The sequence below is a fragment of the Pseudoduganella sp. R-34 genome, assembly GCF_049904655.1.
Lineage (GTDB): Bacteria > Pseudomonadota > Gammaproteobacteria > Burkholderiales > Burkholderiaceae_D > Rugamonas.
Window position 1 is genome coordinate 2,003,129 of the sequence record NZ_CP184572.1, and the last position, 24,345, is coordinate 2,027,473.

The window sequence follows — 24,345 nt, forward strand, 5'->3', positions numbered from 1 at the left end:
TGACAGTTTAGATAGCGTTAAGACATAATAGAAGCAGTTATCTCATGATATTTCATATTCAAATTTGTTATGGCACTCAACTTTGATGACCTGGCCCTGCTGGTGGAAATCGTGGAGTCGGGCAGCTTCTCGCAGGCGGCGGCGCGGCGCCGCTGGTCGCAGCCGCAAGTGAGCCAGCGCGTTGCAGCGCTGGAAGAGCAATTGGGCGTGCAGCTGTTTACCCGCCATCGCCGCGGCGCCACGCCCACCCCGGCGTGCCAGACCTTCCTGCCTGCGGCGCAGCAGGCGCTTGATGCCATTGCAGCCGGCAAGCTGGCGGTGCAGGGCGCGCCGGCATTGCCGCAAGTGGTGCTGGATTGCGTGCCTTCGCTGGCCTCGCTGATGTTCGGTCCCTTGCTGCTCAAGCTGGCCGATGCGCCCCTGGAAATCCGCTGCACCACCGATCATTCGCCCGTCATCATGGAAAAGCTGCTGACCGGCCGGGCGCACCTTGGCTTCGTGTTGAAGTGCCCAGCCATCGCAGGCATCCAGCTGGAACGCTTGTATAGTTCGCCGATTGTCGCGGTGGTCCGGCGCGGCCATCCGCTAACGCGGCGCAAAGCATTGAAACTGGCCGATGTGGCCAATGCGCGCCTGGCGCCGCAATTCTGGGGCGAGGCTTGCGACGAACTGATACGCATGCTGCGCGCCCATCGCCGCAACGACAGCGCGATCCATGCCATCCAGCCGGCCAGCGCAGCAATCGAACTGGCTCTGGAACATGGCTTTCTTACTTTCATGCCGGAGATGGCTGCCGCGCGCCAGCTCAAGCTGGGCAGCTTGGTGAAACTGGAGATTGGCGATTTGCCCCGCTGGGAGTGGGAGACGATGGTGGCCTGGCGCAGCGGCAAGCGGCCCGATGCCGCCAAGCTGCGCGTGCTGCAGGCGGTGCGTGAATTAAGCTAGTGGACCGAAGGGCCGCAATTGCGGCGCTGCCCAGGGTAGGCCAGCACGCGCAGGATCACGCTGCGCGGCACATGCATGGTTTGCATGTAGATCCAGGCGTTGGCCGCGCCCATCTGGGCGAGCAGTTCGATGCCCTTGTCCACCTGTACTGCCATCTGCTGGTCATAGCGCGTATCGCTCATGATGCTCGCCTGTGCGGGATTATTATCGGGTCATTATCGACCAACGGTGTCAAGCGATCAAGCGCTGGTTTTCGAGGAAGCCGAGCAGCGCCTGGTTGACGTCGGCCGCGTGGGTGATCGGCGCCATATGGCCGCCGGCGGTCAGCGTGAACTGCGCTTGCGGCAGTGCGGCAGCCAGGGTTTCGGCCACGCGGCGGGTGGAGGCTGGGCCTTTGGCGCCGGCCATCACCAGTGCCGGCAGGTCCAGTTGCGCCATGTCGGGCACGCGGGCCGGTTCGCCGAGCAGGGCGACGAAGTCCAGCTTGACCTTGGCGATGCCATTGGTGAAGCGGTGGCGCTGCACTTCCGGCAGGGAGTCGAAGGCGCCGGCGCGGTTCCAGTAATCAATGAAGGTGCGGGTGGCGTCTTCTGCGCTTTCCGCAGCGTTGATTTTTGCCACCACGGCCTCGATTTCCTGGCGTCCGGCATCGCTGGCTGGCAGCAGGTGGAAGGCGACCGGTTCGAACACGGACAGCGACAGGACGCGGTCGCGCATCTGGCGCGCCAGGCGCAGGGCGGTGGCGCCGCCGTAGGAGTGGCCAACCAGGTGGAATTGATCGCCGGCATCAAGATGGGAAGCCAGGGCGGCCGCCACGGCATCGGCTTCATGCGCCAGGGTGTAGCCGGCGGCAGCAGCTTCGGTCGGGAAGGCGGACTTGCCATAACCCAACAGATCGATTGCGATAAAACGGTAATTGGCTTCTTGCTCGGCCATCAGGGTGGTCCACTGGCTGCGCGAACTAAGCGAACTGTGCAGAAGTACAACGGCGGGGCGGGTGTCTGGCGTAGTGTGCATCTTCTTCTCTGAAACCGATATCCAAAAGACAAGCCCGCTATTATACCGCGCCGCAACATTCACCCGCCGGCTTCAAGCGTTGGATGTCGAAATTCCTTACAGAAATCGAGCAATTCCGCAACGCACGGCCCGGTTCCCCCTGACACATAAGCGTGGCATAGAAACTGCTTTGTTACTTTCAGTGACGATGGAGGCCAACGTGATCATGGAACGCTCAGCCTTGCCCGCGCTTCTACTGACGTTATTGCTCGGGTTGCTTATGCAAGGGATGCTTGCAGGGGTGCACTTTGCCACCGCCCGTTCCGAATGGGTGTACCGCGCCCTCTACCTGGTGGCACTGCTGCTGAACCTGCTGGCGGTGCGCCGCCTCAATCCCGCCAACTTGTCGGCGGCGGTATTGCCCTTGGCGCCCATTGTGATGGCGGTGGCAATCACTTACTTCTCCGTCAGCGATCCCGAAGCCCCTGCCCAGATTACCTTGCTGCTGCTGCCGATCGTGCATGGCGCAGCGGCAGGCTGCATGCTGTTGCTGCCGCTGGACGAGGAGAACGGCCAGCGCTAAGGCTGGCCTTATTTTGCGCTGGCGACCTTGTCTCGAAGCTCGAGGACTTGCCGCGCCATGCGCAAGGTCTGAACATCGATTTTCGGCGAGACGTGAACCGGCGCTTTATTCACCCACTGGCTGCGCGTCTGTTCGGATGGCGGCAGGACGAAATGCTCCTTTTCCAGCATGGGCCGGGCGCCGTTCGGCACGTTCTCACAAGGCCGGTCGGTCAGCATGACGACGCCCTGGTTGTCGACGCAGCGGAAGAAATTGTCCTCGGCGGTTGCCGGTAGCGCCATGGCGCACAAGGCGCAAGAGATCAGTAATTGCCGCATGGCCCACCTCCTTTCGCTTGGTGAGGCCAGTATGCGGCGGGCCCTGCTTATGGTCTGTGCGGCGTCTCACCGTGGGCTCGCAGCACTGCGTCCCAGGCCGGAACAGCCGCGCGCCAGAAGGCGTCGATATTGCCGGCCTTCACGTCGAGCCCGAGGAATCGCGCGGCAGGCAGCAATGCGCTGCCGAGCAGGCTTTCGGCCGGCGCACCGGTATCGAAGGCTTGCGCGCCGGTCTGCTTGGACAGCTTCTCGCCGTCGGCAGTAACCACTAGTGGCAAATGCAGGTAACGCGGCTGCGGCAAGCCAAGCAGCTGTTGCAGGAAAATCTGGCGCGGCGTCGAGTCAAGCAGGTCGGACCCGCGCACGATGTCGGTGATGCCTTGCGCGCCATCGTCCACCACGACGGCAAGTTGATAGGCCCAGAAGCCGTCGGCGCGTCGTACCACGAAGTCGCCCACTTCAGCCGTGATGTCCTGGCTGATGTCGCCGGCGAATCGGTCGTGGAAGTGGATCACGCAGTGTGGTTCCTGCGGCGTGCGCAGGCGAAGCGCGCGCGCCGTGCGGCCGGGTGCCAGTCCGTTGCGGCAAGTGCCGGGATAGACCAGGTTGGGGTTGCCGGCTTGGCCCTGGCGCAGTTGGGAATCCGCGATTTCCTTGCGCGAGCAGCCACACGGATAGATGTTGTCGCCCAACTGGCGCAGCGCCGCTTCGTATAGACCCTCGCGTTGGGTTTGCCAGGTGACTTCGCCATCCCATTGCATGCCGCAGCGTTGCAGCGAAGCGAGGATGTGCTGGTCGGCGCCTTCCACGTTGCGGTCGCGGTCAACGTCTTCCACGCGCACCAGCCATTGGCCGCCGTGGACCCTGGCGTCGAGATAACTGGCCATGGCCGCCACCAGGGAACCAAGGTGCAGCGGTCCGGTCGGGGAGGGCGCAAAGCGGCCGATGTAAGGCTTTTGTTTCATACGGGCCGTAGCATACCACCCCGCATGCTGCGCTGCAGCTTGGCGCATGCGGCAAATCCGCTAGAATGCCCGCGCGGCCATCAGCCGCGCCCAATGGACAATCCACAAGACAAAGACATGACTAAATCCATCACCTTCGTAGCGTCCACCCTCGCGGCCAGCATTGCGCTGGCGCTGGCTCCGGCCCACGCAGCAGGCGTCAAAGGCGGCAAGGCAATGCAGCCGATTGTGCAAGAGGCGCCGCTGCGCGCCCATTTGGCGTTCCTTTCCAGCGACCTGCTGGAAGGCCGCGGCACCGGCCAGCGCGGCGGCGACCTGACCGTCGCTTACCTGGAAAACCAGGCCCTGGCCGTGGGCCTGAAGCCGGTTGACGGCGTCACCTACCGCCAGCTGGTGAAGATCGCCGGCGTGAAGACCGATGCGGCGGCTTCCAACCTGCGACTGGAAGTGAATGGCGTGGCGCTGCCTGCCAGCTTCGGCAAGGATTGGGTCTATGCTCCGGGCGATGCGAAGGCTGCGCACAGCTTCAATGCCGACCTGGTGTTCGTCGGCTACGGCATCACCGCTTCGGAGGAGGGCTGGGACGACTACAAGGGCCAGGACGTGAAGGGCAAGGTCATCGTCATGATGGTCAACGACCCGATGCCAACGGCCGAAGCGCCGAACCGCTTCGGCGGCAAGGCCCTGACTTACTACGGCCGCTGGACCTATAAATTCGAAGAAGCCAAGCGCAAGGGCGCGATCGGCGCGCTGCTGATCCACACCGATGCTTCGGCTTCGTATGGCTACAGCGTGGTGAAAAACAGCTGGGACGGCGTGGAACGTTTCCAGCTTGCGCAAGGCACGCCGGGCACCGAGTTGCAAGGCTGGATAACCAACGATACTGCGCTGGCGTTGTTCAAGGCTGCAGGCCTGGACCTGGACCAGTTGCGTGCGGCCGCTGAACGCAAGGATTTCCAGCCGGTGGCGCTGAAGGCCAGGCTGGTGGGAGACATGAAGGCTGAAGTGCGCAATGTCGAACAGTTCAACGTGGCGGGCGTGGTGCCGGGCACCGATCCGAAACTGAAGGATGAAGTGGTGATCTACTCGGCTCATTGGGACCACCTGGGCAAGCAGGGCACGAGCGGTGACACCATCTACAACGGTGCAGTCGACAATGCCTCCGGCAGTGCGGCCTTGCTGGCGATGGCGCAGGAGGCGGTGAAGTCGCCTGCCAAGCGTAGCCAGATGTTCCTGTGGGTGGCGGCGGAAGAGCAGGGCTTGCTCGGTAGCGCAGCGTATGCTGAATCGCCACTGTGGCCGTTGGCGAAAACGGCTGCAAACCTGAACCTCGATTCCCTGAACTGGATCGGCACCACGCGCGATATCGGCACTGCCGGCAGCGAGCGCACGGACTTGGGCAAGATGGCGGAAACCGCCGCCAAGGGCATGAAGATGGTGATCGCGAAAGAGAAGCCGGACCTGGCGGGCGGTTACTTCCGTTCCGACCACTTCAGTTTTGCCAAGGCGGGCGTGCCGGCATTCTCCATCACCTCGGGCAGCGATTACCTGGGCGACAAGGAGAAGGCGGAGCAGATGCGTGCAGCGTACCGCAAGAGCTATCACCAGGTCAGCGACGAATATGACCCTAACTGGTCAATGGCTGGCATGACGCAGATGGCGCAGTTCACCCTGAACCTGGGGCGTATCGTAGCCGATGCGCCGAAGATGCCGGAGTGGAAAGCTGGCGACGCTTTCGGCAAAGCGCGCGCCAAATAGATGTAGCGCCGCTCAAACAGGCTTCTTATCGATCACCTCGCCTGACAGACATCCTCAGGTGAGGTCTCGATTAAATGTATCCGCAGCCAATACCAGACATTTTCAACGCCATCCAAGTAAGCATTTTTTCAAGCGATGACAAAGATTTCCGAATCACGCGGACGCATTGTGGAGACGTGGAAGGATGGACTTCCAATTCTTTGGACATACGTTCCAGAACTGCCGGCAGAGGAGACGCGGCGTGCCATCCCCTGGCTGACCGTTATACGTTGGGAATATGAAGGAGCCGCAAATAACGGTATGCCGCAGGTGGACGAGAACCAACGAATGCTGATGCTTGAGGCGGCACTTGGGCGTATCGAGCGCGCGGATTTTTGTGTTGAATGCTACCGCCGGGTTGGCGCTGGCTTGAGGGAATTTGTGTACTACATTGCGGACCGTGACAAATTCCTTGACGCACTCAATGCCCACGTTGCAGGAGAACCGCGTTTCCCAATTAAGATCAAATTCTACAAAGACGAAACATGGTCTGAACTACGAGACCTGATCAATGACTTCAGTGCAGCCAGCGCTGCGAGCTAAGTATCAATAAGCGGGAAAACTCTGACGCGCCCGCCGGCGCCACCCCAAGGGCCGCACTGGGAATTGCTGCCGCATCGCTGGACGTCGGTCGACTAATCGAAGCGTTAAAGGTGTGTTCTGCGGGCGCTTACGGCCCGCTGATTTCTCTATTTCTCCTTCTCTTTCTCCCCCTTTTCTTTATCGTGATGCCATTTGATGGCGAAGAACATGCCCGTGCCGAACACGAGAACCTTGAACGTAACTAAGACAACTGGAATCCATTCCATCTTTTTTGCGTATTTGCGAATGCTGATCAGAGAGGAGAGAGTGCCAGCGATTGCTGCACGACCTGAGGCATACTACCCAAAAGCAATTTCCATACATTGAGACAAAATGTCCCAGTTGAAATCCATGCAAGATGAAAATTCGCCGATCTGGATGCCGCGCTTGGCTGTGCATGGCGGGCCGCGTTTTTTACAGATCGCGGATGCGTTGCAGGCAGCGGTAGAAGGCGGTTCGCTGAAACCGGGAGACCGCCTGCCTCCGCAGCGCCAATTGGCAGCACAGCTGGACGTCGACCTGACGACGATCACGCGCGCATACGACGAAGCCAGGCGCCGCCACTTGTTGGAGGGCCGCGGCGCTCGAGGCACCTATGTCGCGGCGCCGAAAGTTGAATTGGACTCCATCCTCGACCTGAGCATGAATACCCCGCCGCCGCCGGATGGCGTGGACTTTGACGACATGTTGAAACAGGGTTTGTCGCAAGTATTGATGAGGGCAGATAGTGAATTGCTGATGACTTACCACTTGGCCGGGGGAAGCAACTCCGACCGCAAGGCTGGAGCCAAGTGGCTCGAACCGATGTTTGGACATCCGGATTCCCGACAGCTAGTTGTCTGCCCGGGGGCGCAAGCGGCGATCGCCGCATTGATCCTTGCGCTGACGGAGCCTGGCGACGTTATCCTGGCAGAGCCAATGAGTTATCCCGGCTTGCGTGCCGCCGCGGCCCAATTCGGCCGGCGCATCATTGCGGTGGAAGCGGACAAGCACGGGATGGTGCCTGCGATGCTTGAGGAAGCATGCCGCATGCACAGGCCTGGTCTGGTCTACCTCAATCCGACTTTACAGAATCCGACCGCCGTCACTATTCCGGAACGCCGGCGCAATGAGCTCGCCGGCATTGCGAAGCGCTGCAATGTGCGCATCGTCGAGGACGATCCCTACTGGCTCCTTGCCGATAGCCCGCCACCGCCTATTGCCACGTTTGCACCGGAACAGGTGTACTACATCTCAACCCTGTCGAAATGCCTGACTCCCGGCTTGCGTGTCGCCTTCGTGCTAATACGCGACCCGCACGAACTCGAACGTTTCCTGGTCGCGCTTAGATCATTTGCGCTGATGGTCGCTCCTCTGACGGCCGCACTGGCCACTCAGTGGATACTTTCCGGTTCGGCTGACGGATTGCTGGAAGGCGTGCGCAAGGAGGCGTGCCTGCGCCACCGGATGGCTCGGGATCTCCTGGCGGGGCGGTACAGCGGCGCAGGGGATGGCCTGCATGTGTGGTTCGAGTTGCCGGCGTATTGGAGCCCCTCACAACTTGTGCGTGCAGCCGAGATCGAGGGCGTTGCAGTCACGCCGGCAGAGGCATTTGCAAACGGCAGCGGATCGGTGAACGCAATTCGGATCTCTTTGGGTAGCATCAAGGATCGCGGGCGCTTGCAGGCGGGTCTTCAAAAGCTGTCGCACCTGCTTGCGCGGCGGCCCGAAGTCTTACGCGCCGGCTGACAGCCGCCGCGTTGCCGCACTGCGGCGTTCTTCGTTCTTCAGGGTCTCGCGCATGGTCTGCTTGACGAAATCCAGATGGTGGTGGGCAGCGTGTTCCGCCATATCCATCCTTCGTTCCCGTACCGCTTCCCAGATCGCGCGGTGCTGCACCTGAAGCTGCGCCCACAGTTCCGGGCGAGCCGTCAGGTATTCCAGGTTGCTCTGCACGTGGCCTTCCATCACCTTGTGCAGGCTGGAGCTCAAATGCCCGATCAGCACATTGTGCGAGGCCTCTGCAATCGCCTGGTGGAATTCCACGTCGGTCTTGATGCATTGCTCGAGGTCCTGCGTCGCCAATGCTCGCTCCAGCGCTTCATGACATGCGCGGATGCGTTCGAAATCCTCTTCCGTTCCGCGCTCCGCCGCCAGTTGCGCGGCCTGGCCTTCCAGCATGTAGCGGAATTCGAGCATGTCGCCGTGGATATCCGGATGGTCTTTCAGCATCTGCTGCCACGGGTCGGTGAATGCCGCTTGCATCGAGTCGGTCACGAAAGTTCCGCCGCCGTGCCGCGTGATCAGCAGCCCCTTGGCCACCAGCGATTGCAGGGCGCCGCGCAGGGAGGGACGCGACACGCCCAGCTCCACTGCCAGTTCGCGCTCGGACGGCAGGCGGTCGCCAGGCTTCAGCGAACCTTCGAGGATACGGGTTTCCAGTTCAGTGGCGACGACATCGGACAGGCGTGGGGCGGATGGCATGGCGGCTCGCAGCTTAATGGTCAGACGGCCGGATGCTACCACAATTGACCTTTTGTCGCGCCGTGCTCTATATTGCAATGCATGATTGATTTCCTGATACTCCTGTCCGCAGCTGCGGCGACGCCTGACAGTATTGGCTACCCCAGCGCCGCAGCAGCATTGGAGACCCTGAAAGCACGCAGCGACGTGGCGATCACGGAGGAGGGCGGCTGGACTGTCGCAGACGATAAAGCGAGCCATACGTTGTGGTCCTTCACCCGGGCCGGGCATCCTGCCCATCCTGCGGCAGTCCGGCGCACGGTGGTTGTGGAAAACGGCCAGGCATCGATCAGGATGAATGCACTATGCCAGGCAAAGCGCGAAGCCTGTGACAGCATGCTGGAAGAATTCCGCCGCATGAACGCGGCGCTTCAGCAGTCCCTGGCGCCACCAAAGGCTGTGAGTGCGACGCCAGCATGGCAACCGACAGCCTCCCAGAAAACCCGCGTCGAGGCGCTGAGCAAGGCCTACTTTACGGAGAAGGATGCGGCGCGCTATGCCGAGGCATGGGCGCGCCTTGGCGCCGGCTTGCGGCAGCAGTGGACGTTTGAGGAATGGCGCGATGCCATGGCGGCGAGCGCTGCACGGGCAGGCAGTGTGCAACAGCGTGACCTGAAGAAAGTTACGATCTATCGCAGCTCGCAAAGCGGCGCGCCTGGCACCTATGCAGCGGTGGATTTCACGGGCCGTTTCACCAATGCCGAGACCTACTGCGGCTACCTGGTCTGGAGCGAGCAGGCGGACGGCAGTTTCCTCCTGATGCGGGAGGAAGAGAACTATATTTACAACGAAACCGCGGCGCGGCTGACGGCCGAACAACGCTTGAAAATGAAGGGAGTGTTTCGCTGCGCGGAGTAATAGCGGCCCATTACCTGGCCGCTTGCGCACGCAGGGCTTCCAGCGTGCGCGGGAGGCTGCGCTTGCTCATCATCTCGACGATCCAGCCGAAGCCGTATGGCACCGGTCCCGGGTCGGCATAGACATGATATTCAACCAGCGTCTTGCCGCTTTCGCCGGGGATCGGCGTGAATAGCCAGTAGCCGGCGGTGTCGGCAATGGTGTCTGCGGGCGCAAGGCCGGTTGGCACCAGCTGCCATGCGAGTTTGCATTGGGTGGCGTCGGGCTGCTGTTGCTGCTCCAGTCGCAGGCGGTACTTCTTTTGCTGTCCCAGTGGCAGGTCGAGTGTCATGTCGACCAGGACGTAGCCGTCTCCTTCGCCAGCCGGCAGCGCGCTCTTTGTATTGGGCATGTAAGAGGAATAGGCGGCGTAGTCCTGAACCATCGCGCACAGGCGCGGGACGGGAGCTGCGACCAGCGTCCAGGCAGTGAAGGCTTTGCCGGGCAGGCCGTGACTTGGAGCCTCAGCCACATGGACAATATTGCCCGACAGGGCGGACACCGCAGGTGCCTGGGGGGCTGCGCCTGTAGCCGCCATCGTGGGCAGGGCGACAGCCAGGGCCAGCCAAGGCGCGCGATGCAGGCGCTTTGCGACGGGGCGGACGGCGGGGTTCATCGCTTGAGCGCCATCGTGATGACGGTACCGGTCAGGTCGATGCCCCTGATCGAGATGCTGCCGAAGCTCGGCCCGCTGCCCGCGGCGCCATGCACGCGGATGTTGTTGAAATTGATTTCTCCGATCGTGGTCGGAAGGTTCAGCGACAAAGAGCCGTCGGGATTGACGGTGGTCGCCGCACGGTTCGGCGCGTACACCACGTTATTCACGCTGACCTCGGAGTCAATCATGCCAAGCACCGGATTCACCAGCTTGGCCAGGTCTCCGCTCACTTCCACGCCATGACGTTTCAACTGATCGCGCACCTGGCGCACCAGGTCTTCATCAAGCCCTTGAGCTGTCACGGCGTCGAGTTCACTTTCCGCCAGAGCCGCAAACGAACCTTCGCGGGGCACGATTGCAGCCGGGGCGCTGATGGTGATGGGGGCGGTAGCCAGCGTTTCGGCGGCATAAGCCTCCAGTGGAGCAAAAATCGCCCCGATCAGCGCCGCCGCCATGCGCACGCGGCGCTGCTTGCGCAGGATGTCCTGCACATGCTGGTGCGTGACCAGCTCCCACTCGGCGAAAATTTCGCCGAGCCGCTGGCCGGTTTGCCGCTGATGTTCGATCGCGCTTTGAAGCTGCTCTTCGGTGACCAGCTTGTGCTTGACCAGCAATTGGCCAAACAGTTGCGCAGGATGCTCCGGTTTATACCATGCCATGTTTTTCTCCGTGATTGGCCAGGTCGGAAGGCGTCATGCCGAACCAGCGCTTGCACGCCCTGTAGAACGCACTCGGTTCGGAAAAGCCCAGTTGGAAGCTGAGCATCTTCAGCGACAGTTCGCCAGCTTCAAGCGATTGCCGCGCCAGCGCGCGCCGGGTGTCGTCGACCACATTGGAAAAGCTGGTGCCTTCCTCGGCCAGGCGCCGTTGCAAGGTACGCTCGCTCATGGCCAGCAAGCCGGCCACGGCGTCGCGATGCGGCGGTCCTTTCGGCAGCAGTGAGGCGAGGATCTCTTGCACACGGGCTGTGAATGCAGGCGGCTGCGCTTCGGCCAGTTGGGCCAGGATCGGCTTGGGGCCGGGCAGCGGCATGCCGCCGTTGGGCAGTGCCGCCACCATGTCCGCGTCGGAAAACTCCATCACATTGTGAGGCCGGTTGAAATACACCGGGCAGCCGAAGGTATTTTCGAAGAATGCCGAATTGGCCGGTTCCGGGAAGGCGTATTCCACCTTCACCGGCACGGCGTCGTCGCGGCCGGAGGCACAGCGCAGGGTGCGCAGCAGCACGCACCAGACGAAGTCGTAGCGCTGGCGCGGCACCACGCGCTGCAGGCCGGGCAGCAGGATACCGACGCGCGTATGGCCGTGACAGCGCTCGATCGTGCTTTGCACGGTCGGCGACAACAGCATGATGTGCCCCATCACGCCCAGCCAGCCCAGGCGATGCGGGGTAGAGACCTTCAGGCCGATCAGCGGATCGCCCGAATGTTCAACCACCAGCTCCCACAGGTGGCTGAGTTTGTCCGACAGCGTCAGCGCGTCGCAGGCCAGGCCGTCGCCTTCATTCAGGCCGGCTTGCTCGAACAGCGCTTCCGCTTCAACGCCGGAATGGGAAAGGCGCGACTTCACACCGCGCACCAGGTGAAGAGCCGAGGAATAGCTCATGGCCTGTTCTCCCGGTCAGGGCGACACCGCACTACGAAGGCGCATGCCGATGCGCTGCTGCAGTTCCTGCAGCTTGGGATCCATCACGGCACGCGTATCGGCGGCAACCCCTTCGCCCAGCTTCTTCTGCAGCTCGGGCACCATGCCTTCGAACTTTTTCTTCACCGGCGATTCGAGGATGGTGATGATCTGGCGCAGTTCGTCTTCCGTGAAGCGTTCGGCCAGCATCGGGGCCACCGTGGTGCCGACCAGTTTCTGCGCGCTGGCCTGCGCCAGCGGCTTGTTCTCGTCCATGAACTGGCGGGCATCGGCCACGATCTCCTTCAGCGCGGCATCGCGCTTTTCCGGTGATACGCGGCCCTGCAGCACGGCGCGGGCCTGCTGCACCGCATCGCCTACCGGCGCCTGCAGCATCGACTCCCCGATGGTCTCGGGGTGCCAGAGCTGCAGCACGCGGTTCACCAGCTCCTGTTTCGCGGCCGGTACCGGCGCCGCGTGCACCGTGCCCCCGATGGCCAGGGCGGCGATCATTGTCGCGAGTTTTTTCATCTCAAACGCTCCTAGAAATGTTCAACAAGACTGAATCCGGCGTACCGGACCTTGATATCGCCAGCCACGTCCTGGCCGGCATATGGGTTGTAAATGATGTTGAGGAATTTGCTGCTGTTCATGTTGTCCGACGATTCGGCCGGCGCATTGAACTTGCCCGTCATGTAGGAGGCGGCCAGGTTCAGCTCATATTTCTTGCTGAGACGCCAGTTCAGGCCCACGCTATACAGCTTGGTATCCGGCAGCGGCGCGATCAGGTCGATCTTGTTGGCCGGGACCGAGGTCTTGCGCGGTTCGTAGCCCAGGCGCAGCGCCACGCCTTCGAACGGGAACAACTGCAGGCCGTAGCCCATATTCAGCACGCTCTTGTAGCCGCGCGGGATCTTCAGCTTGGTCGAATCCGGAACGCCGTACAGGCGCGCCACTTCCAGCAGCTTGATGCTCTGGTCGAATTCGAACACCAGCTGGTTCCAGTCGCTCCAGCGCGCGTAGCTGGCGTCTACGTTCAGCTGCACGTAGCGCACCGGTTTGAATTTGACGCCGACCTGCAGGTGCGCAGGGAAGGGGATGCTGGCCGACATGTAGCCGTGCTGGACTTCCGGGATCGACTGCGGCAGGCCGAGGATGGCGCCTGCCACGGGCCCGAACAGGCTGGAATTGAGGCCTTTGACGAAATTGCGCAGCATCGGCTCGGTCTCGAAGGTGTAATGCCCGGTATAGCGGGTCTTCGAGCCGCCCTGGTAGACCGCGCCCAGCGCGAACCACGGCTGCGGCTCCCACAGCACGCCCAGGTTCAGCGTCGGGTCGACCGGCGAGGTCATTTCCAGCCGCATCGCCGCAGCTTTCTTGAACGGGTTGACCATGCCGGCCTTGCCGCCGCCGCACAGGCCGAAGCCGAAGGTGTCGATGATGTTGCCGCCTTCTTCCGGGCACCAGCCTTCCTGCAGCTTGCCGAAGATGCCCAGCAACTGGTTGGGGAAGCGCATATGCGTATCGACTACGAAGGCCGAGTGCGCGATCGGCACGGCGGCGCCGAATCGCAGCGTGTCCGAATACTTGTAGCCGACGGCTGGCGAGGCCCACACCAGCCTTTGCAACTGGATCTGGCGCCCGTCGAAGCGGCCCGGGTCTTCCGGATCCTTGGTGCGGTCAAGGCTGATCGCCTGCGCCATGTAGGAATTGGTGGCGAAAGTCCACGGCGAGCCCGGATTATTCCATGCGAAGCCGAAGGTCGGCACCACCACCCCGGGCAAGCGCCAGCCCGGCATGCCGTAAGTCGGCACATACATCGCTTGCCGCATCGGCCCGGTGTGGGTGCCGCTGAGCGGATCGTCCCTCCAGCCGCCGATATCGAAGCCGGCCGGCGCCGAGAAGCCGGCGCGGGCGCGGATCGAGGCGCCGAACGCCGTGTGCTGCATGCTGTCGCCCTGCAGGCGCGCCAGTCCTGCAGGGTTGAAGTGCACCGAGTCGATGCCGGGCGGGTCTGCCGTCACGGCGTTCCCGAGCGACATGGCCACCACGCTGGTGGTCAGGTTTTCCACCAGCGCGGCATGCGCGGGCAGAACGTGGGCAAGCGCGGCGGCACATGCCGCCAGGCGGAGCGGGGCTCGCATTGCTGCCTCGTCAGAATGCCAGCGGCAGGTTCAGGCCCACCGAGAAGTTAGGCGAGTCGCTGGTCAGGCCGATGCCAACCGACATATTGACGGTGTTCTTCGGCGACATGCGGTAGCCCATGCCGAAGTTCAGGATGGCCGAGGTTTGCGTATTGGTGCGCACGTTCAGGCCGTCGGCAAAACGCAACTTCGCGCCCTGCGAGATCGCGCCCTGGAAGGACATCGTTGTAGAAATGCCATACGACAGGGCATAGGCGAAGCCCATGCCGAAGCCGAACTGTGTGCCCGGCGCCACACGCGTCAGCACGCGAGTGCCGTTGGCCTGGTGCAGGCCGGTAGCCTGGCTGCTGGCGGTCAGCGACAGGGAGCCGAACAGCGCCACCGGATCGACGATGCGGTTGACGTTCATGCCCAGCGACAGCGAAGCGACACCGCTGCCGGTTGCTTCGCCGCTGCCGGCGATGATCTTGAACGGGCTGCGCCCGGTGGGCAGGCGCAGGTTGCTGGTGGCGGTGAAGTTGGCGCGGTCGCGCCGTGCTTCCCACGGCTGGTAGCGGGCGCCGATGGCGATGTCGCCCAGCGAGAATGAGGTGTTGTTGCCGTTGCGCGACTCGGCGAACTTGCCGATCACGGGCAGGGTCACGTTGGCGGTCAGGTTGTCCCACACGCCGTAGTCGACCGACAAGGTGTTGGTGACCACGTGGGCCGATACGTTCTCGATTTCGAACAGGGTCAGGCCGTCGGCCGCGATGTCGGTGACGATTTTTTCCTGGCCGATGTAGGTGTAGTTCAGGTCATAGGTGTATTGCGATTTGCCTTTGCGGATCAGGGAATACTGCTTATCGACTGCGGTAAGGGTTTCCTTCAGCAGGGCGCTCTGGTCGCCTTCGCCTTCCTTCTTCGCCAGCGCGTCGCGTGCGGCGGCGGTGGTGTTGGCTGCCGTGCTTTCCTGCGCGCCGGCGGTCGAATGCACCAGCAGGGCGGTGGCAAGCATGAATGGCAGGTACTGATATTTCATTCGCGTTTCCTTATTGACGGTGCATCCAGGTGCGGGCCGGGCCGGAGTTGACGGCACGTTCCAGCAGTTGCGTGGTGTTGTTGAAGGGATCGAGCTGGCCATGGTTGGTGACGCGGTCCATGTCGACCACGCCCAGTTCCTGGTCATTCAGCGCCAGTTGTGCCGGCGCTTTCTGTCCGGCCGGCGCGGACAGGATGAATAGGGTGTTCTTGTCCCACAGCGTGGCAAATTCCTCTACCGAGAAGGCCAGGTTGCCGGCGGAGGGATCGGCGATGAAGACCACGCCATTGCGAATGCCGCGCAAGACCACGAAGTGCTTGGCGCCGGCATAGTCGATCGGCACGATGGCCGGTTCTTCCAGCGTCAGCAGGTCTTTTACTTCGGCCTTGTAGCCGGCGGCGGGCACGTTGAGCGAAGCGGCGTAGCGCTTCATGTCCAGCAGCGAGAAGCCGCGGCGCTCGATGATCTTTTCCTTCTCGCCTTTTTCCAGCATGCCTTCCATGGCTTGCTGCTCGGTGACGTCGAGGCCGAGGTGGAACTTGAGGATGGTGACCAGGGCCGCCGAACCGCAGCTGTAGTCATAGGCCTGGCGCACGATGTGGCGGTACTTGAGTTCGGAGAACGGCTCCATGCTCACGGCCTGCGAATAGCTGCCGCCGCCCAGCATTGTTTGCGGCATCTCGTACTGGCCTTTGGGACGCTCCTGCACCTCGTGGCGGGAGAGGGCGGCGGAGCCGCCAATCAGGGCTGCCAGGACCCCCATCAACAGCATCAGCATGGCAGCTCCCGATCGTTGGGGTAAGCGCTGCCCTTGCGCGTCGCGCGCGCGTCGAATCCTGCTCCCATGGCGTCTCCAATGTAATCTGGACGAACGTTCGTCCTTGCTCTTTTGTTATTTATTTACGCACGTTTCGTGGCTTGCACGATGCATAAAAATTAGATGCACACCTCTACTTCGCACCCGAAAACTTATGCTAAAGCGAGCAACATGCGCACAACAGCGCTCTTCCTCTGTGTGGCTCCCCAGGACAATTGTTTGGCCTGTGCGGTCAGTGGGAAACGCTAGACCCTGTGCGGCGGCGCCACCTATCATAAATTTAATTAATATTCGAACAATATTAAGACGGCGCTTCGCCAACCCGGGCTTACCAGGTTCGGGACCGGCAAGGAGGCGCAACAGGTGCAGCAAGCAAACCAAATTATTCTTATTCGAACGGAGATCAACCTTATGAAACGCATTACCACCGCTGTAGCAATCGCCCTGTCCACCCTGGCCCTGTCCGCATCCGCAATGACCCCGATCAAAGACGCAGAACTGAGCGCAGTTACCGGCCAGGACGGCGTGTCGATCGGCGCCAACCTGAACGTCAAAGTCGAATCCTTCGTCTACACCGACACCGACGCTCTGGATGCCAACGGCCTGGGCGGCGGTTCGGTGAGCTTCAACGGCATCAAGGTCAATGGCCTGATCGCTGCAACCATCGACATCCTGTCGCGTAACTCCTTCCTGCAGGCTGCCGGCGCTGCCGGCGTGACCAACCCAGGCACCTTCTACAACCCGGCAACCGGCGGCGACGTGGTGCAGATCGCGATCCCGGCCGACGTGCAAGTGGCAGCAGGCAAACTGCTGAACATCTCCGTTGACGCAATCAAGATGGGCGGCAGCAATGCTTCCTACGGTTCGATGGCCATGAACCAGCTCGACCTGCGCGGCACCCAAGTGTGGATCTGGGCACACTGATCGCAATAGCGGCCGTGGGAGCGGCCGCTTTGCGAAGTTCCTGATGATGGAATCCCGTCTCTTTGCGGCCGCCCTCGCGGCCGCCTTTTTCTGCGCACCGGCTTCTGCGCAACTGCGGCCCATGAGCGACGACGACCTGTCGCGCGCGCGCGGGCAGGGCTTGCTGGCAGTGAGCAACAGCACGCTTGGCGGCTTCGATTTCACGCGCATCGCGCTGGACGCGGACGTGGAAATGAATGCGAGCTTGCGTAACATTCGCCTTGGCGATTACCGCTTTCCTTCGCGTGAGGGGACGGGCGCCGATATCGACATGCCGGCCCTGCAGTTCGGGCAGAACGGCAGCAAGGTTTCGATCACCAATCCGTATTTCGAAGTCGTGTACCGCAACACGGGCGATGCCAATGCGCCACGCGAAGTAGTGGGCATGCGCATGGGCTTCGACAGCATCAAGGGCGACGTGGGCCTGAAGGTGAACAGCCTTTCCGGTTCGCTGCTGGTCAGCGGCGTGGACGCGAACGGCCAGCCGGCCGCCATCGATTCGCATGCCGATGCCGGCGGCGGCAAGCGCTGGGATGGCGCCAGCTCCCTGGTCGGCGTGCGCGCGGGCGACGCTTCGGGGCCGAGCCGCGATTTCTGGATTTCCGTGCTGAAGTCGGGCGTGCAGTTCCAGGCGCCGAGCGGCACCACGCAGATGCCTGATACCGCGCAGTCGGGCGTCTGGCTCAATTGGCGCGACAAGCTGGTGTCGCTCACCAACCTGCCCGCAGCGCAAGTCCCGGGGCCCGTGGCCCCTGCAGTGACGCTGGCTGCGCCAACCGTGTCGGTGGGGCGCTGATGCAGCGTGCACGCCGCTCCTCGCTGACTGCACTCCCCGCAGCCGCTGCCAGGGCCGCGCTTGTATGCTGGGCGCTGGCGCCTGCGCTGGTGCTGGCTGACGGCCTGCGCCCGCTGAACGACAGCGCGCTGTCGGACGTGCGGGGGCGCGATGGCGTCAGCTTCGACCTGAACGGCTTTTCCATGAATGGCGACATGCGCGTGACCTATACGCGTCCGGACGGCGCCAGCATCTGGGCCGGCAACCCCAGCGCATCGCGCAGCGACAGTGCGACGCCGTTCTCCGATCCCTACCGCTTCGACATCGTGCGCAGCACCAATGGCCTGGCCGACGTCGCGCAGTTCTCCTTGCCGCAAAATGCCAACGGCGAACAGAAATGGCAGCTTGCCTTCGACTTTGGCGTGAATGCCGACGGCATCGACCGCGATGGCGGTTCCATCGTGGCAAGCGACCTGGCCTTGTATGGCGGCGGCTGGCAATTCTCCACGCCACGCACGCAGGACGGCCTTGCCCTTGGCGTAGCGATGCGCATGGACATCGGACAGTGGGCAATGCGCCCGAACGGCCGCGCCAATACGTTGGGCCAGATGGCGCTGGATAACATCCGCATCGGCGCCACCGACGAAAACGGCAACTTCACCGGCCAGCCCTGGATGATTGCCGACGTTGCGCGCCAGCCCGCGCTGGTCAATGCCCTGGCCGACGAGAACGGCCCGCGCCTGCACATCGGCATCGGCGCGCCGGATGCGCAGTACGGCACCGGCCAGGCAGCCAGCGGGGGCATTGAAATCGGCAAGATCAGCTTCACCTCGCCCAGCGGCAACGTGGACCTGGGTTCTTCCCGCATCGGCAATATCCAGATCAACTACCTCGATATCAAATTCCGCCAATGACGAGACTTGCCCCGCTATTGCTGCTGGTCCCGGCCTTGCTGCAGGCCGCACCCTCCCGTCCGCTCGACGACAGCGAGCTTTCCGGCGTCAGCGCCCGCGACGGCATCAGCTTTGCCGCCCATGTGGTAGTGAACGATCCGACCCTGGTTGGCGCCGTGACCGACAGCCGCCTGTCGCTGGGCTTCCACGATGGCGGCCAGCCGCGCTACATCGTGCTGCGCAATGTGCGCGGCACGGTCGACATGTTTGCCATCGGCCTGAACGTACAAGCCCGCCCCGACGGCAGCGGCGATTACATCGCCATCACGCTGCCGTCGCAAATGCGCTACACAAACTTCGGCTTCGAATCAATGAGCGTGCAGAACGACCCCAACGCCGCCGTCACCGGCAACCTTGGCAGCGTCAATATCAACGGCAACCTGCAGATGCAGGGCGAGTTCCGCATGTGGGCGCATTAATCGCGGCGCTCGGTCGCGAACAGCAGCAGCGCCAGCAAGGGAAACAGCAGCCCCGCCACCAGCACGCCGTTCCAGCCGTAGCGGGCCCAGGTCCAGCCGCCAAGCCACGAGCCGAAGGCGCCGCCGGCGAAGAATATCGAGATATACAGGCCATTCAGGCGGCTGCGCATTTCCGCGCCCAGTGCGAAGATGGCGCGCTGGCCGACGACCAGGTTGCCCGAGGCGCCCATGTCGAGCACGATCCCGCACAATACCAGCAGCACCAGCGTGAACTCTCGGCCGCCATGCAGCAGGAGCGGCGCGCCAAAAGCTGCCGCAGCGGCCAGCAGCGCCATCAGGGTGGTCGAGCGGCTCTTGCCCTGGTCGGCGCGCCGGCCGGCGATCGGCGAGGCGATCGCACCTGCCACGCCAAGCAGCGCAAAGATTGCGATGCCGGTTTGCGAAAGGTTGAAGGCGGGGCTGGCCAGCACCAGCGGCACCGTGGTCCAGAACAGGCTGAAGGCGGCGAACATGCAGGCCTGGTAGGCCGCGCGCCGGCGCAGTACAGGCGTGGTGCGCAGCAGCGTCCACATGGAGGCTAGCAATCCGCCATAGCGGTAGCCGCCCTCCGGCCGGCGCTGCGGCAAGCGTAGTTGCAGCACCACGGCCAGCACCGCGATGGCAGCAGTGGAGATGAAGAAGATTGCATGCCAGCCCAGCGCGTCGGTCACCAGACTTGATACCGGCCGCGCCAGCATGATCCCCAGCAGCAGCCCGCTCATTACCGTGCCCACCGTCTGGCCACGATGTTCCGGGGCTGACAGGTGGGCGGCAAACGGCACCAGCACCTGCGCCGCGGCCGAACAAAGTCCGATCAGGAAGGCCGCCGCGAGGAAGGTCGCGGCATTGCCGGCCATCGCTGCGCCGAGCAGCGCCAGCGAGGCTGCGCCCAGCAGCGTCACGGTCAGGCGGCGGTTTTCCAGCAGGTCGCCCAGGGGAACGATGAAAGCCAGGCCCAGACAGTAGCCGATCTGCGTCAGCGTGACGATCAGGCCCGCGGCACCGGGTTCGATGCCGGTGGCGCGGCTGATCGGGCCGACCAGCGGCTGCGCGTAGTACAGGTTGGCGACGATCAGGCCGCTGGCGACAGCCAGCAGCAGGATCATGGCAGGGGTGATGTGATGCTCTTGTTTCATGGCGCAGGAGGATAGCACCGAAACACAAAGCCTGCTGGTGGGTTAATATTTCCAAATGAAAGCCATTTCCGTCATTACGCTAGCCCTGCTGACTGCTGCTTCGGCACGTGCCGAAAAAGTCATCATGCTGGTGGACACCGGCACAGAAATGCCGATGGCGGATATCCGTGGCGGCGAAGTCGTTGGCGGCATCCACAAGGACCTGGCCGAAGCGCTGGCGCTAAAAATGGGCCGCACGGCGGTGACCCTGGCGATGCCGCGCAAGCGCATCTCGATGGCGCTCGAATCAGGGCAGGGCGACGTGCTGTGCATGTACCTGCCCGAATGGCTGCAGGGGCGCTTCGGCTGGACGCAAGCCTTCATGCCGCAAACTGAAACAGTCATTACCTCGCGGACTGTGGCGCAGCCGCAAAGCCTGCTTGAACTGTGGGGCCAGCCGATCGGCACGGTACTTGGTTTCCAGTATCCCGAAATGGAAAAGGCGATGGGGTCCGGCTTCGTGCGCGCCGACGCGCACTCCAACCTGGCCAACCTGCGCAAGCTGGCAGCCGGCCGCCTGCGCCACGTCGCCACCATCAAATCGTTCTACGATTACCAGCTGCACAGGGGCGAGAAGGTCAACGTCCATGAACCGCTGGCAGTGCGCAGCTACTATACGCGCTGCGCCGTGTCTGAAAAGGGCCGCGTGGCCCTGGCAGAAGTCGACGCCGCCATCACCCAGCTGGTGCGCGAAGGCGCCATCAACAAAATCCTGTCCAACTACCAATAGCACAATGATCAAGAGACTCGCACTAGCCACCACGCTGGCCTTTGCCACCGCACATGCCGCAACGCCTCTCAGCAGCGACGCCACGGCCGCCGCGCGCCATGCCCGCCAGGCTTACGGGGAAAAAGTGATCGACAGCCTGGCCAATATGGTCAGCTTCAATACCGTGGCAGACGACAAGGTACCGTTCGAGAAGAACCCCCAGCACATCGGCTTCAAGCGCTTCATCAAGGAAGAAGCCCGGCACCTTGGACTCGATTTCGCCGACCATGGCTACATCATGGTGATCGGCCTGGGCGAAGGCAAGGAGCGGGTTGGCGTGATCACCCACGGCGATGTGCAGCCGGTCGACCCGAGCAAGTGGAAGCAGTCGCCATTCAAGCTTGATCGCACCAGCGAACCAGGCTTGCTGCTGGGACGCGGCACCGAGGATGACAAAGGCCCGATCGCCACCGCCATGTATGCGATGAAGGCGATCAAGGACCGCAATGTGCCCTTGAAAAAACGCATCGAACTGTATATCTACATGGCCGAGGAGTCGGACTGGGCGCAGCTGGAAGCCTTCCTCAAGACCCATACGCCGCCGCAGACCAACATCACCATCGACGCCGAATATCCAGCGGTGACGGCCGAAAAGGGTTGGGGCGCCGTGCGCGTGACCTTGCCGGACATGGCGCCGGCGCCGGGCAGCGGGGCGCTGGTGACAAGCTTTACCGGCGGTTTCTTCGACAGCCAGATCCCGGAAGATGCGCGCGCCGTGATCGACAATGCCGATGCGGCGCTGGAGACGGCGATCCGCACCCGCGCCGCGCAGCAGAAAGGCATGCGCTACCAGTACGCGTGGCAGGGAACGCGACTGACCGTCACCGCCAAGGGCCTGGCCGCGCATTCTTCCAAGCCGGAGGACGGCGTGAACGCCATCGCCATGCTGGCCGATGCGCTGGACGTGCAGCACTGGGGCGCCAGCCAGGCCGGCATGATGGTCGATTTCGTCAACGACATGATCGGCACCGGCCTGCAAGGTGAGAAGTTCGGCAAGATTGCCTACAGCGATGACTTCATGGGGCCGATGACGGTAGCTCCGACCACGTTGAAGGCAAGCGACAAGGGGCTGGTCCTGGGCATCAACCTGCGCCGCCCGCGCGGAAAAACAACAGCCCAGCTGACGGCGGAAATCAATGAGGCCTTTGACGCCTGGAAGGCGGAAAACCAGCCGCGCGCGACCCTGGCCGCGCAGATCGGCGAGCCTTGGGTGCAGGACAAGGCGCCGCAGTTGCCAACCCTGATGAAGGTGTTCTCGCACTACACCGGCATCAAGGATCCCCAGCCGATCGCCATTGGCGGCGGCACCAACTCGCGCCTGTTCCCGCGTGCAGTGAGCTTCGGCCCGACCATGCCGGGCAAAGTCTATACCGGCCACTCGGAGCATGAGTTCATAACGGAAAAGCAATTACTTCTCAACCTGGAAATGTACACCGCAGTCCTGGTCGAGCTGGCGAAGTAAATGTCGACATTGTTGGCGAAACGAGTATTGCTTTACGGCAGCAAATGACCTTACCATGGGCAACAAGGCTTTCGCACCGGAAGCCTTCAGCCCATGCCTGGCTGCGCTACAGGCATCCCATGAAAAGATGCCATGTTCCGCAAGCTTGTCTTCCTGACTGCATTGTCATTTTCCCTGTCGGCACACACCATGGATATGAGTATCCCGCCGGCGAATTCCGCCGCGCCCGCGGATGCCATCCAGGTCAACGACGTGCCGCGCCGCGGCACGCTGTACCGCGTGCATCACGAAGGCAAAACCTCTTACCTGTTCGGCACCATCCACGTGGGCAAGCAGGACTTCTTCCCTTTAGAGCCTGAAGTCACCGAAGCGCTGGCCAAGTCCAGTTCGCTGGTGCTCGAGCTCGACGTGCGCGCCAGCGGCCCTTATTATCGCGCGCTGGAACGGCATGGCCAGTACCCGGCCGGGCAAACCATTCGCGACCACTTGTCGCCCGCCGCCCTGGCCAGGCTGCAGGTCGCGCTGGACAAGGTCAAGCTGCCGCTGTCCAGCGTCGAGCATTACCGCCCATGGGTGGTGGCGAATATCCTGGTAGGACAGGAAATCGAAAAGGGCGGCTTCAACCGCGGCCTGGGCGTGGAAGGCTATTTGCTGAGCAACGCCACGCGGCAAAAGAAGCCATTGCAGGAACTGGAAACCGCCGATTACCAGCTTGGCCTGTTCGGCTCACTGAGCGATGCGCAGCAGGAAGCCTACCTGCTGGAGAACATCGCCGATATCGACAGCGGGGCAGCGCTGCGCAAATCGGCAGGCCTGGTGGACGCATGGGGCGCGGCCGATGCTTCACGCATCGCGGCGCTGACGCGGGAGTTGACCACGGGCGACACGGTGTCCGCCCGCTTCATGGACCGCACCTTGCTGGGCAAGCGCAATCCGGAAATGGCAGCCAATATTGAAGCGATCATGCGCAAAGGCGACGCCTTCATCGGCATCGGCCTGTTGCACCTGGTTGGCGACAAAGGCGTGCCGGCCTTGCTGCGCCAGCACGGCTACCAGGTCGAAAAGGTCTACTAATATTTCGGGCTGGTGCTCAGCGAACCGTTCGCATAGCGGACGTTGTCGCCCACGCGATAGCTGGGCATGCTGTCCACATTCACGGTCTCGATGGAGCCGTCGGCCTTTTTCACGGTGACGCGGTAACCACTGCCGCTGCCGGCCGCCGCTGCGCCAACCGCACCGCCTGCCGACATCGAACCTGCCGGGTCGATCGACTGCACCACGCCATCCCAGTTGCCGGCAAGCGGGCTTCCTTCCGAAGCGCTGGCCGTCGAGGTGCTGGTGTCCTGATCCATGCTGGCGGTTTTCCTGCTGCTGTCATGGGCGCAGCCCGCCAGGGCCAGGCTCACCAGCATGATTACGGAAAGTTTCATACATCCTCCATAAGAAGCCCACGTAAGGTCTGCGCGCCGGGGAAGTGTACGCCGTTCCGTCAACGGCCGACGCACGTCAAGCGGCGGGGCGCTTGCGCAAGCTCCACAAGGCCCACATCAGCGTCGCGGCGATGATGGCAGCCGACATGTCGACCAGCCAGTCATCCACCGAGCCGTGGCGGTAGGGGAAGAAGGATTGAACGAATTCATCGATGGCGCCCATGACGGCGATGCCGAACACCGCCTTCAGCGCGCGCTGCGGCGGCTCGCCCTTGCAGCCGGTGAACAGCATGAAAGCCAGTACCGAATAGCCGAAGCTGTGCAGCACCACGCCGCTGGCATATTCCGCCGCTTCGGCACGGGCGCCGGGAATCGATCCGATGATGCAGTTAAGTACGAAGAGGGTGATGGCGCCCCAGAAGCGCAAGCGTGCGTGGGCGTCGCTGAGGAACAGCAAGGTCAGGAATTTTTGCATGGGTGGGAAGATACCACGGAAGCGGTTGCGCCGGCACAAGG

The 24,345-nt window shown here is 62.7% G+C and carries 28 protein-coding genes; 13 read left to right on the top strand and 15 right to left on the bottom strand.

Annotation, left to right across the window (positions count from 1 at the left end):
• Positions 1–69: 69 nt before the first annotated feature.
• Positions 70–945 (top strand): LysR family transcriptional regulator, encoded by an 876-nt coding sequence (locus tag ACN9MW_RS09145; RefSeq protein WP_426170069.1) that lies wholly within the window; start codon positions 70–72, stop codon positions 943–945.
• Here the strand turns inward: ACN9MW_RS09145 and ACN9MW_RS09150 are convergent.
• Positions 942–1,127 carry a hypothetical protein gene (locus ACN9MW_RS09150; protein ID WP_426170071.1) on the bottom strand — a complete coding sequence of 62 codons (186 nt, stop codon included), beginning with the start codon at positions 1,125–1,127 and terminating at the stop codon, positions 942–944. The two genes, ACN9MW_RS09145 and ACN9MW_RS09150, sit on opposite strands and share 4 nt — an antisense overlap.
• Positions 1,128–1,176: 49 nt before the next feature.
• Positions 1,177–1,962 carry an alpha/beta fold hydrolase gene (locus tag ACN9MW_RS09155; protein ID WP_426170073.1) on the bottom strand — a complete coding sequence of 262 codons (786 nt, stop codon included), beginning with the start codon at positions 1,960–1,962 and terminating at the stop codon, positions 1,177–1,179.
• Between the two features lie 259 nt (positions 1,963–2,221).
• Here ACN9MW_RS09155 and ACN9MW_RS09160 point away from each other — a divergent pair, with 259 nt between their 5' ends.
• Positions 2,222–2,524, top strand: a complete 303-nt coding sequence (locus tag ACN9MW_RS09160; protein ID WP_426170075.1) for a hypothetical protein — start codon at positions 2,222–2,224, stop codon at positions 2,522–2,524.
• Positions 2,525–2,532: 8 nt separating this feature from the next.
• On the opposite strand, the gene ACN9MW_RS09165 is transcribed toward ACN9MW_RS09160, so the two are convergent.
• A complete protein-coding gene (locus tag ACN9MW_RS09165; RefSeq protein WP_426170077.1) occupies positions 2,533–2,841 on the bottom strand; it encodes a DUF4124 domain-containing protein in 309 nt (102 codons plus the stop codon).
• A gap of 47 nt (positions 2,842–2,888) precedes the next feature.
• Positions 2,889–3,806, bottom strand: a complete 918-nt coding sequence (gene gluQRS, locus ACN9MW_RS09170; RefSeq protein WP_426170079.1) for a tRNA glutamyl-Q(34) synthetase GluQRS — start codon at positions 3,804–3,806, stop codon at positions 2,889–2,891.
• A gap of 117 nt (positions 3,807–3,923) precedes the next feature.
• On the opposite strand from gluQRS, the gene ACN9MW_RS09175 reads away from it, so the two are divergent.
• From ACN9MW_RS09175 to ACN9MW_RS09185, 3 genes are all read left to right on the top strand, one after another.
• Complete coding sequence (locus ACN9MW_RS09175) at positions 3,924–5,564, top strand: M28 family peptidase (protein WP_426170081.1); 1,641 nt, start codon at positions 3,924–3,926, stop codon at positions 5,562–5,564.
• 135 nt (positions 5,565–5,699) lie between these two features.
• Positions 5,700–6,146, top strand: a complete 447-nt coding sequence (locus tag ACN9MW_RS09180; protein ID WP_426170083.1) for a DUF695 domain-containing protein — start codon at positions 5,700–5,702, stop codon at positions 6,144–6,146.
• Positions 6,147–6,536: 390 nt separating this feature from the next.
• Positions 6,537–7,913, top strand: coding sequence for a PLP-dependent aminotransferase family protein (locus ACN9MW_RS09185; RefSeq protein WP_426172162.1), 1,377 nt, complete (start codon positions 6,537–6,539; stop codon positions 7,911–7,913).
• Here the strand turns inward: ACN9MW_RS09185 and ACN9MW_RS09190 are convergent.
• A complete protein-coding gene (locus ACN9MW_RS09190) occupies positions 7,899–8,648 on the bottom strand; it encodes an FCD domain-containing protein (RefSeq protein WP_426170085.1) in 750 nt (249 codons plus the stop codon). The genes ACN9MW_RS09185 and ACN9MW_RS09190 overlap by 15 nt on opposite strands.
• Before the next feature lie 81 nt (positions 8,649–8,729).
• On the opposite strand from ACN9MW_RS09190, the gene ACN9MW_RS09195 reads away from it, so the two are divergent.
• A complete protein-coding gene (locus tag ACN9MW_RS09195) occupies positions 8,730–9,545 on the top strand; it encodes a DUF4019 domain-containing protein (RefSeq protein ID WP_426170088.1) in 816 nt (271 codons plus the stop codon).
• Between the two features lie 10 nt (positions 9,546–9,555).
• Here the strand turns inward: ACN9MW_RS09195 and ACN9MW_RS09200 are convergent, their stop codons facing one another.
• The 7 genes from ACN9MW_RS09200 to ACN9MW_RS09230 are packed head-to-tail and all read right to left on the bottom strand — an operon-like array spanning position 9,556 to position 15,805.
• Positions 9,556–10,200, bottom strand: a complete 645-nt coding sequence (locus ACN9MW_RS09200; protein ID WP_426170090.1) for a hypothetical protein — start codon at positions 10,198–10,200, stop codon at positions 9,556–9,558.
• Positions 10,197–10,901: a hypothetical protein gene (locus tag ACN9MW_RS09205; RefSeq protein ID WP_426170092.1), complete on the bottom strand. Its 705-nt coding sequence runs from the start codon at positions 10,899–10,901 to the stop codon at positions 10,197–10,199. Before ACN9MW_RS09205 ends, ACN9MW_RS09200 begins: the two co-directional genes overlap by 4 nt.
• Entirely contained in the window at positions 10,888–11,847 is a 960-nt protein-coding gene (locus tag ACN9MW_RS09210; protein ID WP_426170094.1) for an AraC family transcriptional regulator ligand-binding domain-containing protein, read from the bottom strand. Before ACN9MW_RS09210 ends, ACN9MW_RS09205 begins: the two co-directional genes overlap by 14 nt.
• Positions 11,848–11,862: 15 nt before the next feature.
• The gene (locus tag ACN9MW_RS09215) at positions 11,863–12,396 is read right to left on the bottom strand and encodes a DUF2059 domain-containing protein (RefSeq protein ID WP_426170096.1); all 534 of its coding nucleotides are present in this window, start codon (positions 12,394–12,396) and stop codon (positions 11,863–11,865) included.
• A gap of 11 nt (positions 12,397–12,407) precedes the next feature.
• Positions 12,408–14,009, bottom strand: coding sequence for an OmpP1/FadL family transporter (locus ACN9MW_RS09220; protein ID WP_426170098.1), 1,602 nt, complete (start codon positions 14,007–14,009; stop codon positions 12,408–12,410).
• Positions 14,010–14,019: 10 nt separating this feature from the next.
• On the bottom strand, positions 14,020–15,027 hold the full coding sequence (locus ACN9MW_RS09225) for a transporter (RefSeq protein WP_426170100.1): 1,008 nt from the start codon (positions 15,025–15,027) through the stop codon (positions 14,020–14,022).
• Between the two features lie 10 nt (positions 15,028–15,037).
• The gene (locus ACN9MW_RS09230; RefSeq protein WP_426170103.1) at positions 15,038–15,805 is read right to left on the bottom strand and encodes a C39 family peptidase; all 768 of its coding nucleotides are present in this window, start codon (positions 15,803–15,805) and stop codon (positions 15,038–15,040) included.
• A 450-nt stretch (positions 15,806–16,255) separates the two neighbouring features.
• On the opposite strand from ACN9MW_RS09230, the gene ACN9MW_RS09235 reads away from it, so the two are divergent.
• The 4 genes from ACN9MW_RS09235 to ACN9MW_RS09250 are packed head-to-tail and all read left to right on the top strand — an operon-like array spanning position 16,256 to position 18,954.
• Positions 16,256–16,768, top strand: coding sequence for a DUF6160 family protein (locus ACN9MW_RS09235; protein ID WP_090443139.1), 513 nt, complete (start codon positions 16,256–16,258; stop codon positions 16,766–16,768).
• Between the two features lie 43 nt (positions 16,769–16,811).
• Complete coding sequence (locus tag ACN9MW_RS09240; RefSeq protein ID WP_426170106.1) at positions 16,812–17,603, top strand: hypothetical protein; 792 nt, start codon at positions 16,812–16,814, stop codon at positions 17,601–17,603.
• Positions 17,603–18,496, top strand: coding sequence for a hypothetical protein (locus ACN9MW_RS09245; protein WP_426170109.1), 894 nt, complete (start codon positions 17,603–17,605; stop codon positions 18,494–18,496). The genes ACN9MW_RS09240 and ACN9MW_RS09245 overlap by 1 nt, the downstream gene beginning before the upstream one ends.
• The gene (locus ACN9MW_RS09250) at positions 18,493–18,954 is read left to right on the top strand and encodes a hypothetical protein (RefSeq protein WP_426170111.1); all 462 of its coding nucleotides are present in this window, start codon (positions 18,493–18,495) and stop codon (positions 18,952–18,954) included. The genes ACN9MW_RS09245 and ACN9MW_RS09250 overlap by 4 nt, the downstream gene beginning before the upstream one ends.
• Here ACN9MW_RS09250 and ACN9MW_RS09255 read toward each other — a convergent pair.
• Positions 18,951–20,129, bottom strand: coding sequence for an MFS transporter (locus ACN9MW_RS09255; protein ID WP_426170113.1), 1,179 nt, complete (start codon positions 20,127–20,129; stop codon positions 18,951–18,953). The genes ACN9MW_RS09250 and ACN9MW_RS09255 overlap by 4 nt on opposite strands.
• A 55-nt stretch (positions 20,130–20,184) precedes the next feature.
• On the opposite strand from ACN9MW_RS09255, the gene ACN9MW_RS09260 reads away from it, so the two are divergent.
• The 3 genes from ACN9MW_RS09260 (at position 20,185) to ACN9MW_RS09270 (ending at position 23,473) form a co-directional block, all read left to right on the top strand.
• Positions 20,185–20,898 carry a substrate-binding periplasmic protein gene (locus tag ACN9MW_RS09260; RefSeq protein WP_426170116.1) on the top strand — a complete coding sequence of 238 codons (714 nt, stop codon included), beginning with the start codon at positions 20,185–20,187 and terminating at the stop codon, positions 20,896–20,898.
• A 4-nt stretch (positions 20,899–20,902) separates the two neighbouring features.
• Complete coding sequence (locus ACN9MW_RS09265) at positions 20,903–22,399, top strand: dipeptidase (protein WP_426170119.1); 1,497 nt, start codon at positions 20,903–20,905, stop codon at positions 22,397–22,399.
• A gap of 132 nt (positions 22,400–22,531) precedes the next feature.
• Positions 22,532–23,473, top strand: a complete 942-nt coding sequence (locus ACN9MW_RS09270; RefSeq protein ID WP_426170122.1) for a TraB/GumN family protein — start codon at positions 22,532–22,534, stop codon at positions 23,471–23,473.
• On the opposite strand, the gene ACN9MW_RS09275 is transcribed toward ACN9MW_RS09270, so the two are convergent.
• Positions 23,470–23,829 carry a hypothetical protein gene (locus ACN9MW_RS09275; RefSeq protein ID WP_426170124.1) on the bottom strand — a complete coding sequence of 120 codons (360 nt, stop codon included), beginning with the start codon at positions 23,827–23,829 and terminating at the stop codon, positions 23,470–23,472. The genes ACN9MW_RS09270 and ACN9MW_RS09275 overlap by 4 nt on opposite strands.
• Before the next feature lie 76 nt (positions 23,830–23,905).
• The gene (locus ACN9MW_RS09280) at positions 23,906–24,304 is read right to left on the bottom strand and encodes a VanZ family protein (RefSeq protein ID WP_426170126.1); all 399 of its coding nucleotides are present in this window, start codon (positions 24,302–24,304) and stop codon (positions 23,906–23,908) included.
• Between the last annotated feature and the right edge of the window lie 41 nt (positions 24,305–24,345).

Excerpts from the sequence above, each read along its gene's own strand:
- ACN9MW_RS09145 (WP_426170069.1), top strand. The coding sequence starts at position 70 with ATGGCACTCAACTTTGATGACCTGGCCCTGCTGGTGGAAATCGTGGAG.
- ACN9MW_RS09150 (WP_426170071.1), bottom strand. The coding sequence starts at position 1,127 with ATGAGCGATACGCGCTATGACCAGCAGATGGCAGTACAGGTGGACAAG.
- ACN9MW_RS09155 (WP_426170073.1), bottom strand. The coding sequence starts at position 1,962 with ATGCACACTACGCCAGACACCCGCCCCGCCGTTGTACTTCTGCACAGT.
- ACN9MW_RS09160 (WP_426170075.1), top strand. The coding sequence starts at position 2,222 with ATGCAAGGGATGCTTGCAGGGGTGCACTTTGCCACCGCCCGTTCCGAA.
- ACN9MW_RS09165 (WP_426170077.1), bottom strand. The coding sequence starts at position 2,841 with ATGCGGCAATTACTGATCTCTTGCGCCTTGTGCGCCATGGCGCTACCG.
- gluQRS (WP_426170079.1), bottom strand. The coding sequence starts at position 3,806 with ATGAAACAAAAGCCTTACATCGGCCGCTTTGCGCCCTCCCCGACCGGA.
- ACN9MW_RS09175 (WP_426170081.1), top strand. The coding sequence starts at position 3,924 with ATGACTAAATCCATCACCTTCGTAGCGTCCACCCTCGCGGCCAGCATT.
- ACN9MW_RS09180 (WP_426170083.1), top strand. The coding sequence starts at position 5,700 with ATGACAAAGATTTCCGAATCACGCGGACGCATTGTGGAGACGTGGAAG.
- ACN9MW_RS09185 (WP_426172162.1), top strand. The coding sequence starts at position 6,537 with ATGCAAGATGAAAATTCGCCGATCTGGATGCCGCGCTTGGCTGTGCAT.
- ACN9MW_RS09190 (WP_426170085.1), bottom strand. The coding sequence starts at position 8,648 with ATGCCATCCGCCCCACGCCTGTCCGATGTCGTCGCCACTGAACTGGAA.
- ACN9MW_RS09195 (WP_426170088.1), top strand. The coding sequence starts at position 8,730 with ATGATTGATTTCCTGATACTCCTGTCCGCAGCTGCGGCGACGCCTGAC.
- ACN9MW_RS09200 (WP_426170090.1), bottom strand. The coding sequence starts at position 10,200 with ATGAACCCCGCCGTCCGCCCCGTCGCAAAGCGCCTGCATCGCGCGCCT.
- ACN9MW_RS09205 (WP_426170092.1), bottom strand. The coding sequence starts at position 10,901 with ATGGCATGGTATAAACCGGAGCATCCTGCGCAACTGTTTGGCCAATTG.
- ACN9MW_RS09210 (WP_426170094.1), bottom strand. The coding sequence starts at position 11,847 with ATGAGCTATTCCTCGGCTCTTCACCTGGTGCGCGGTGTGAAGTCGCGC.
- ACN9MW_RS09215 (WP_426170096.1), bottom strand. The coding sequence starts at position 12,396 with ATGAAAAAACTCGCGACAATGATCGCCGCCCTGGCCATCGGGGGCACG.
- ACN9MW_RS09220 (WP_426170098.1), bottom strand. The coding sequence starts at position 14,009 with ATGCGAGCCCCGCTCCGCCTGGCGGCATGTGCCGCCGCGCTTGCCCAC.
- ACN9MW_RS09225 (WP_426170100.1), bottom strand. The coding sequence starts at position 15,027 with ATGAAATATCAGTACCTGCCATTCATGCTTGCCACCGCCCTGCTGGTG.
- ACN9MW_RS09230 (WP_426170103.1), bottom strand. The coding sequence starts at position 15,805 with ATGCTGATGCTGTTGATGGGGGTCCTGGCAGCCCTGATTGGCGGCTCC.
- ACN9MW_RS09235 (WP_090443139.1), top strand. The coding sequence starts at position 16,256 with ATGAAACGCATTACCACCGCTGTAGCAATCGCCCTGTCCACCCTGGCC.
- ACN9MW_RS09240 (WP_426170106.1), top strand. The coding sequence starts at position 16,812 with ATGATGGAATCCCGTCTCTTTGCGGCCGCCCTCGCGGCCGCCTTTTTC.
- ACN9MW_RS09245 (WP_426170109.1), top strand. The coding sequence starts at position 17,603 with ATGCAGCGTGCACGCCGCTCCTCGCTGACTGCACTCCCCGCAGCCGCT.
- ACN9MW_RS09250 (WP_426170111.1), top strand. The coding sequence starts at position 18,493 with ATGACGAGACTTGCCCCGCTATTGCTGCTGGTCCCGGCCTTGCTGCAG.
- ACN9MW_RS09255 (WP_426170113.1), bottom strand. The coding sequence starts at position 20,129 with ATGAAACAAGAGCATCACATCACCCCTGCCATGATCCTGCTGCTGGCT.
- ACN9MW_RS09260 (WP_426170116.1), top strand. The coding sequence starts at position 20,185 with ATGAAAGCCATTTCCGTCATTACGCTAGCCCTGCTGACTGCTGCTTCG.
- ACN9MW_RS09265 (WP_426170119.1), top strand. The coding sequence starts at position 20,903 with ATGATCAAGAGACTCGCACTAGCCACCACGCTGGCCTTTGCCACCGCA.
- ACN9MW_RS09270 (WP_426170122.1), top strand. The coding sequence starts at position 22,532 with ATGTTCCGCAAGCTTGTCTTCCTGACTGCATTGTCATTTTCCCTGTCG.
- ACN9MW_RS09275 (WP_426170124.1), bottom strand. The coding sequence starts at position 23,829 with ATGAAACTTTCCGTAATCATGCTGGTGAGCCTGGCCCTGGCGGGCTGC.
- ACN9MW_RS09280 (WP_426170126.1), bottom strand. The coding sequence starts at position 24,304 with ATGCAAAAATTCCTGACCTTGCTGTTCCTCAGCGACGCCCACGCACGC.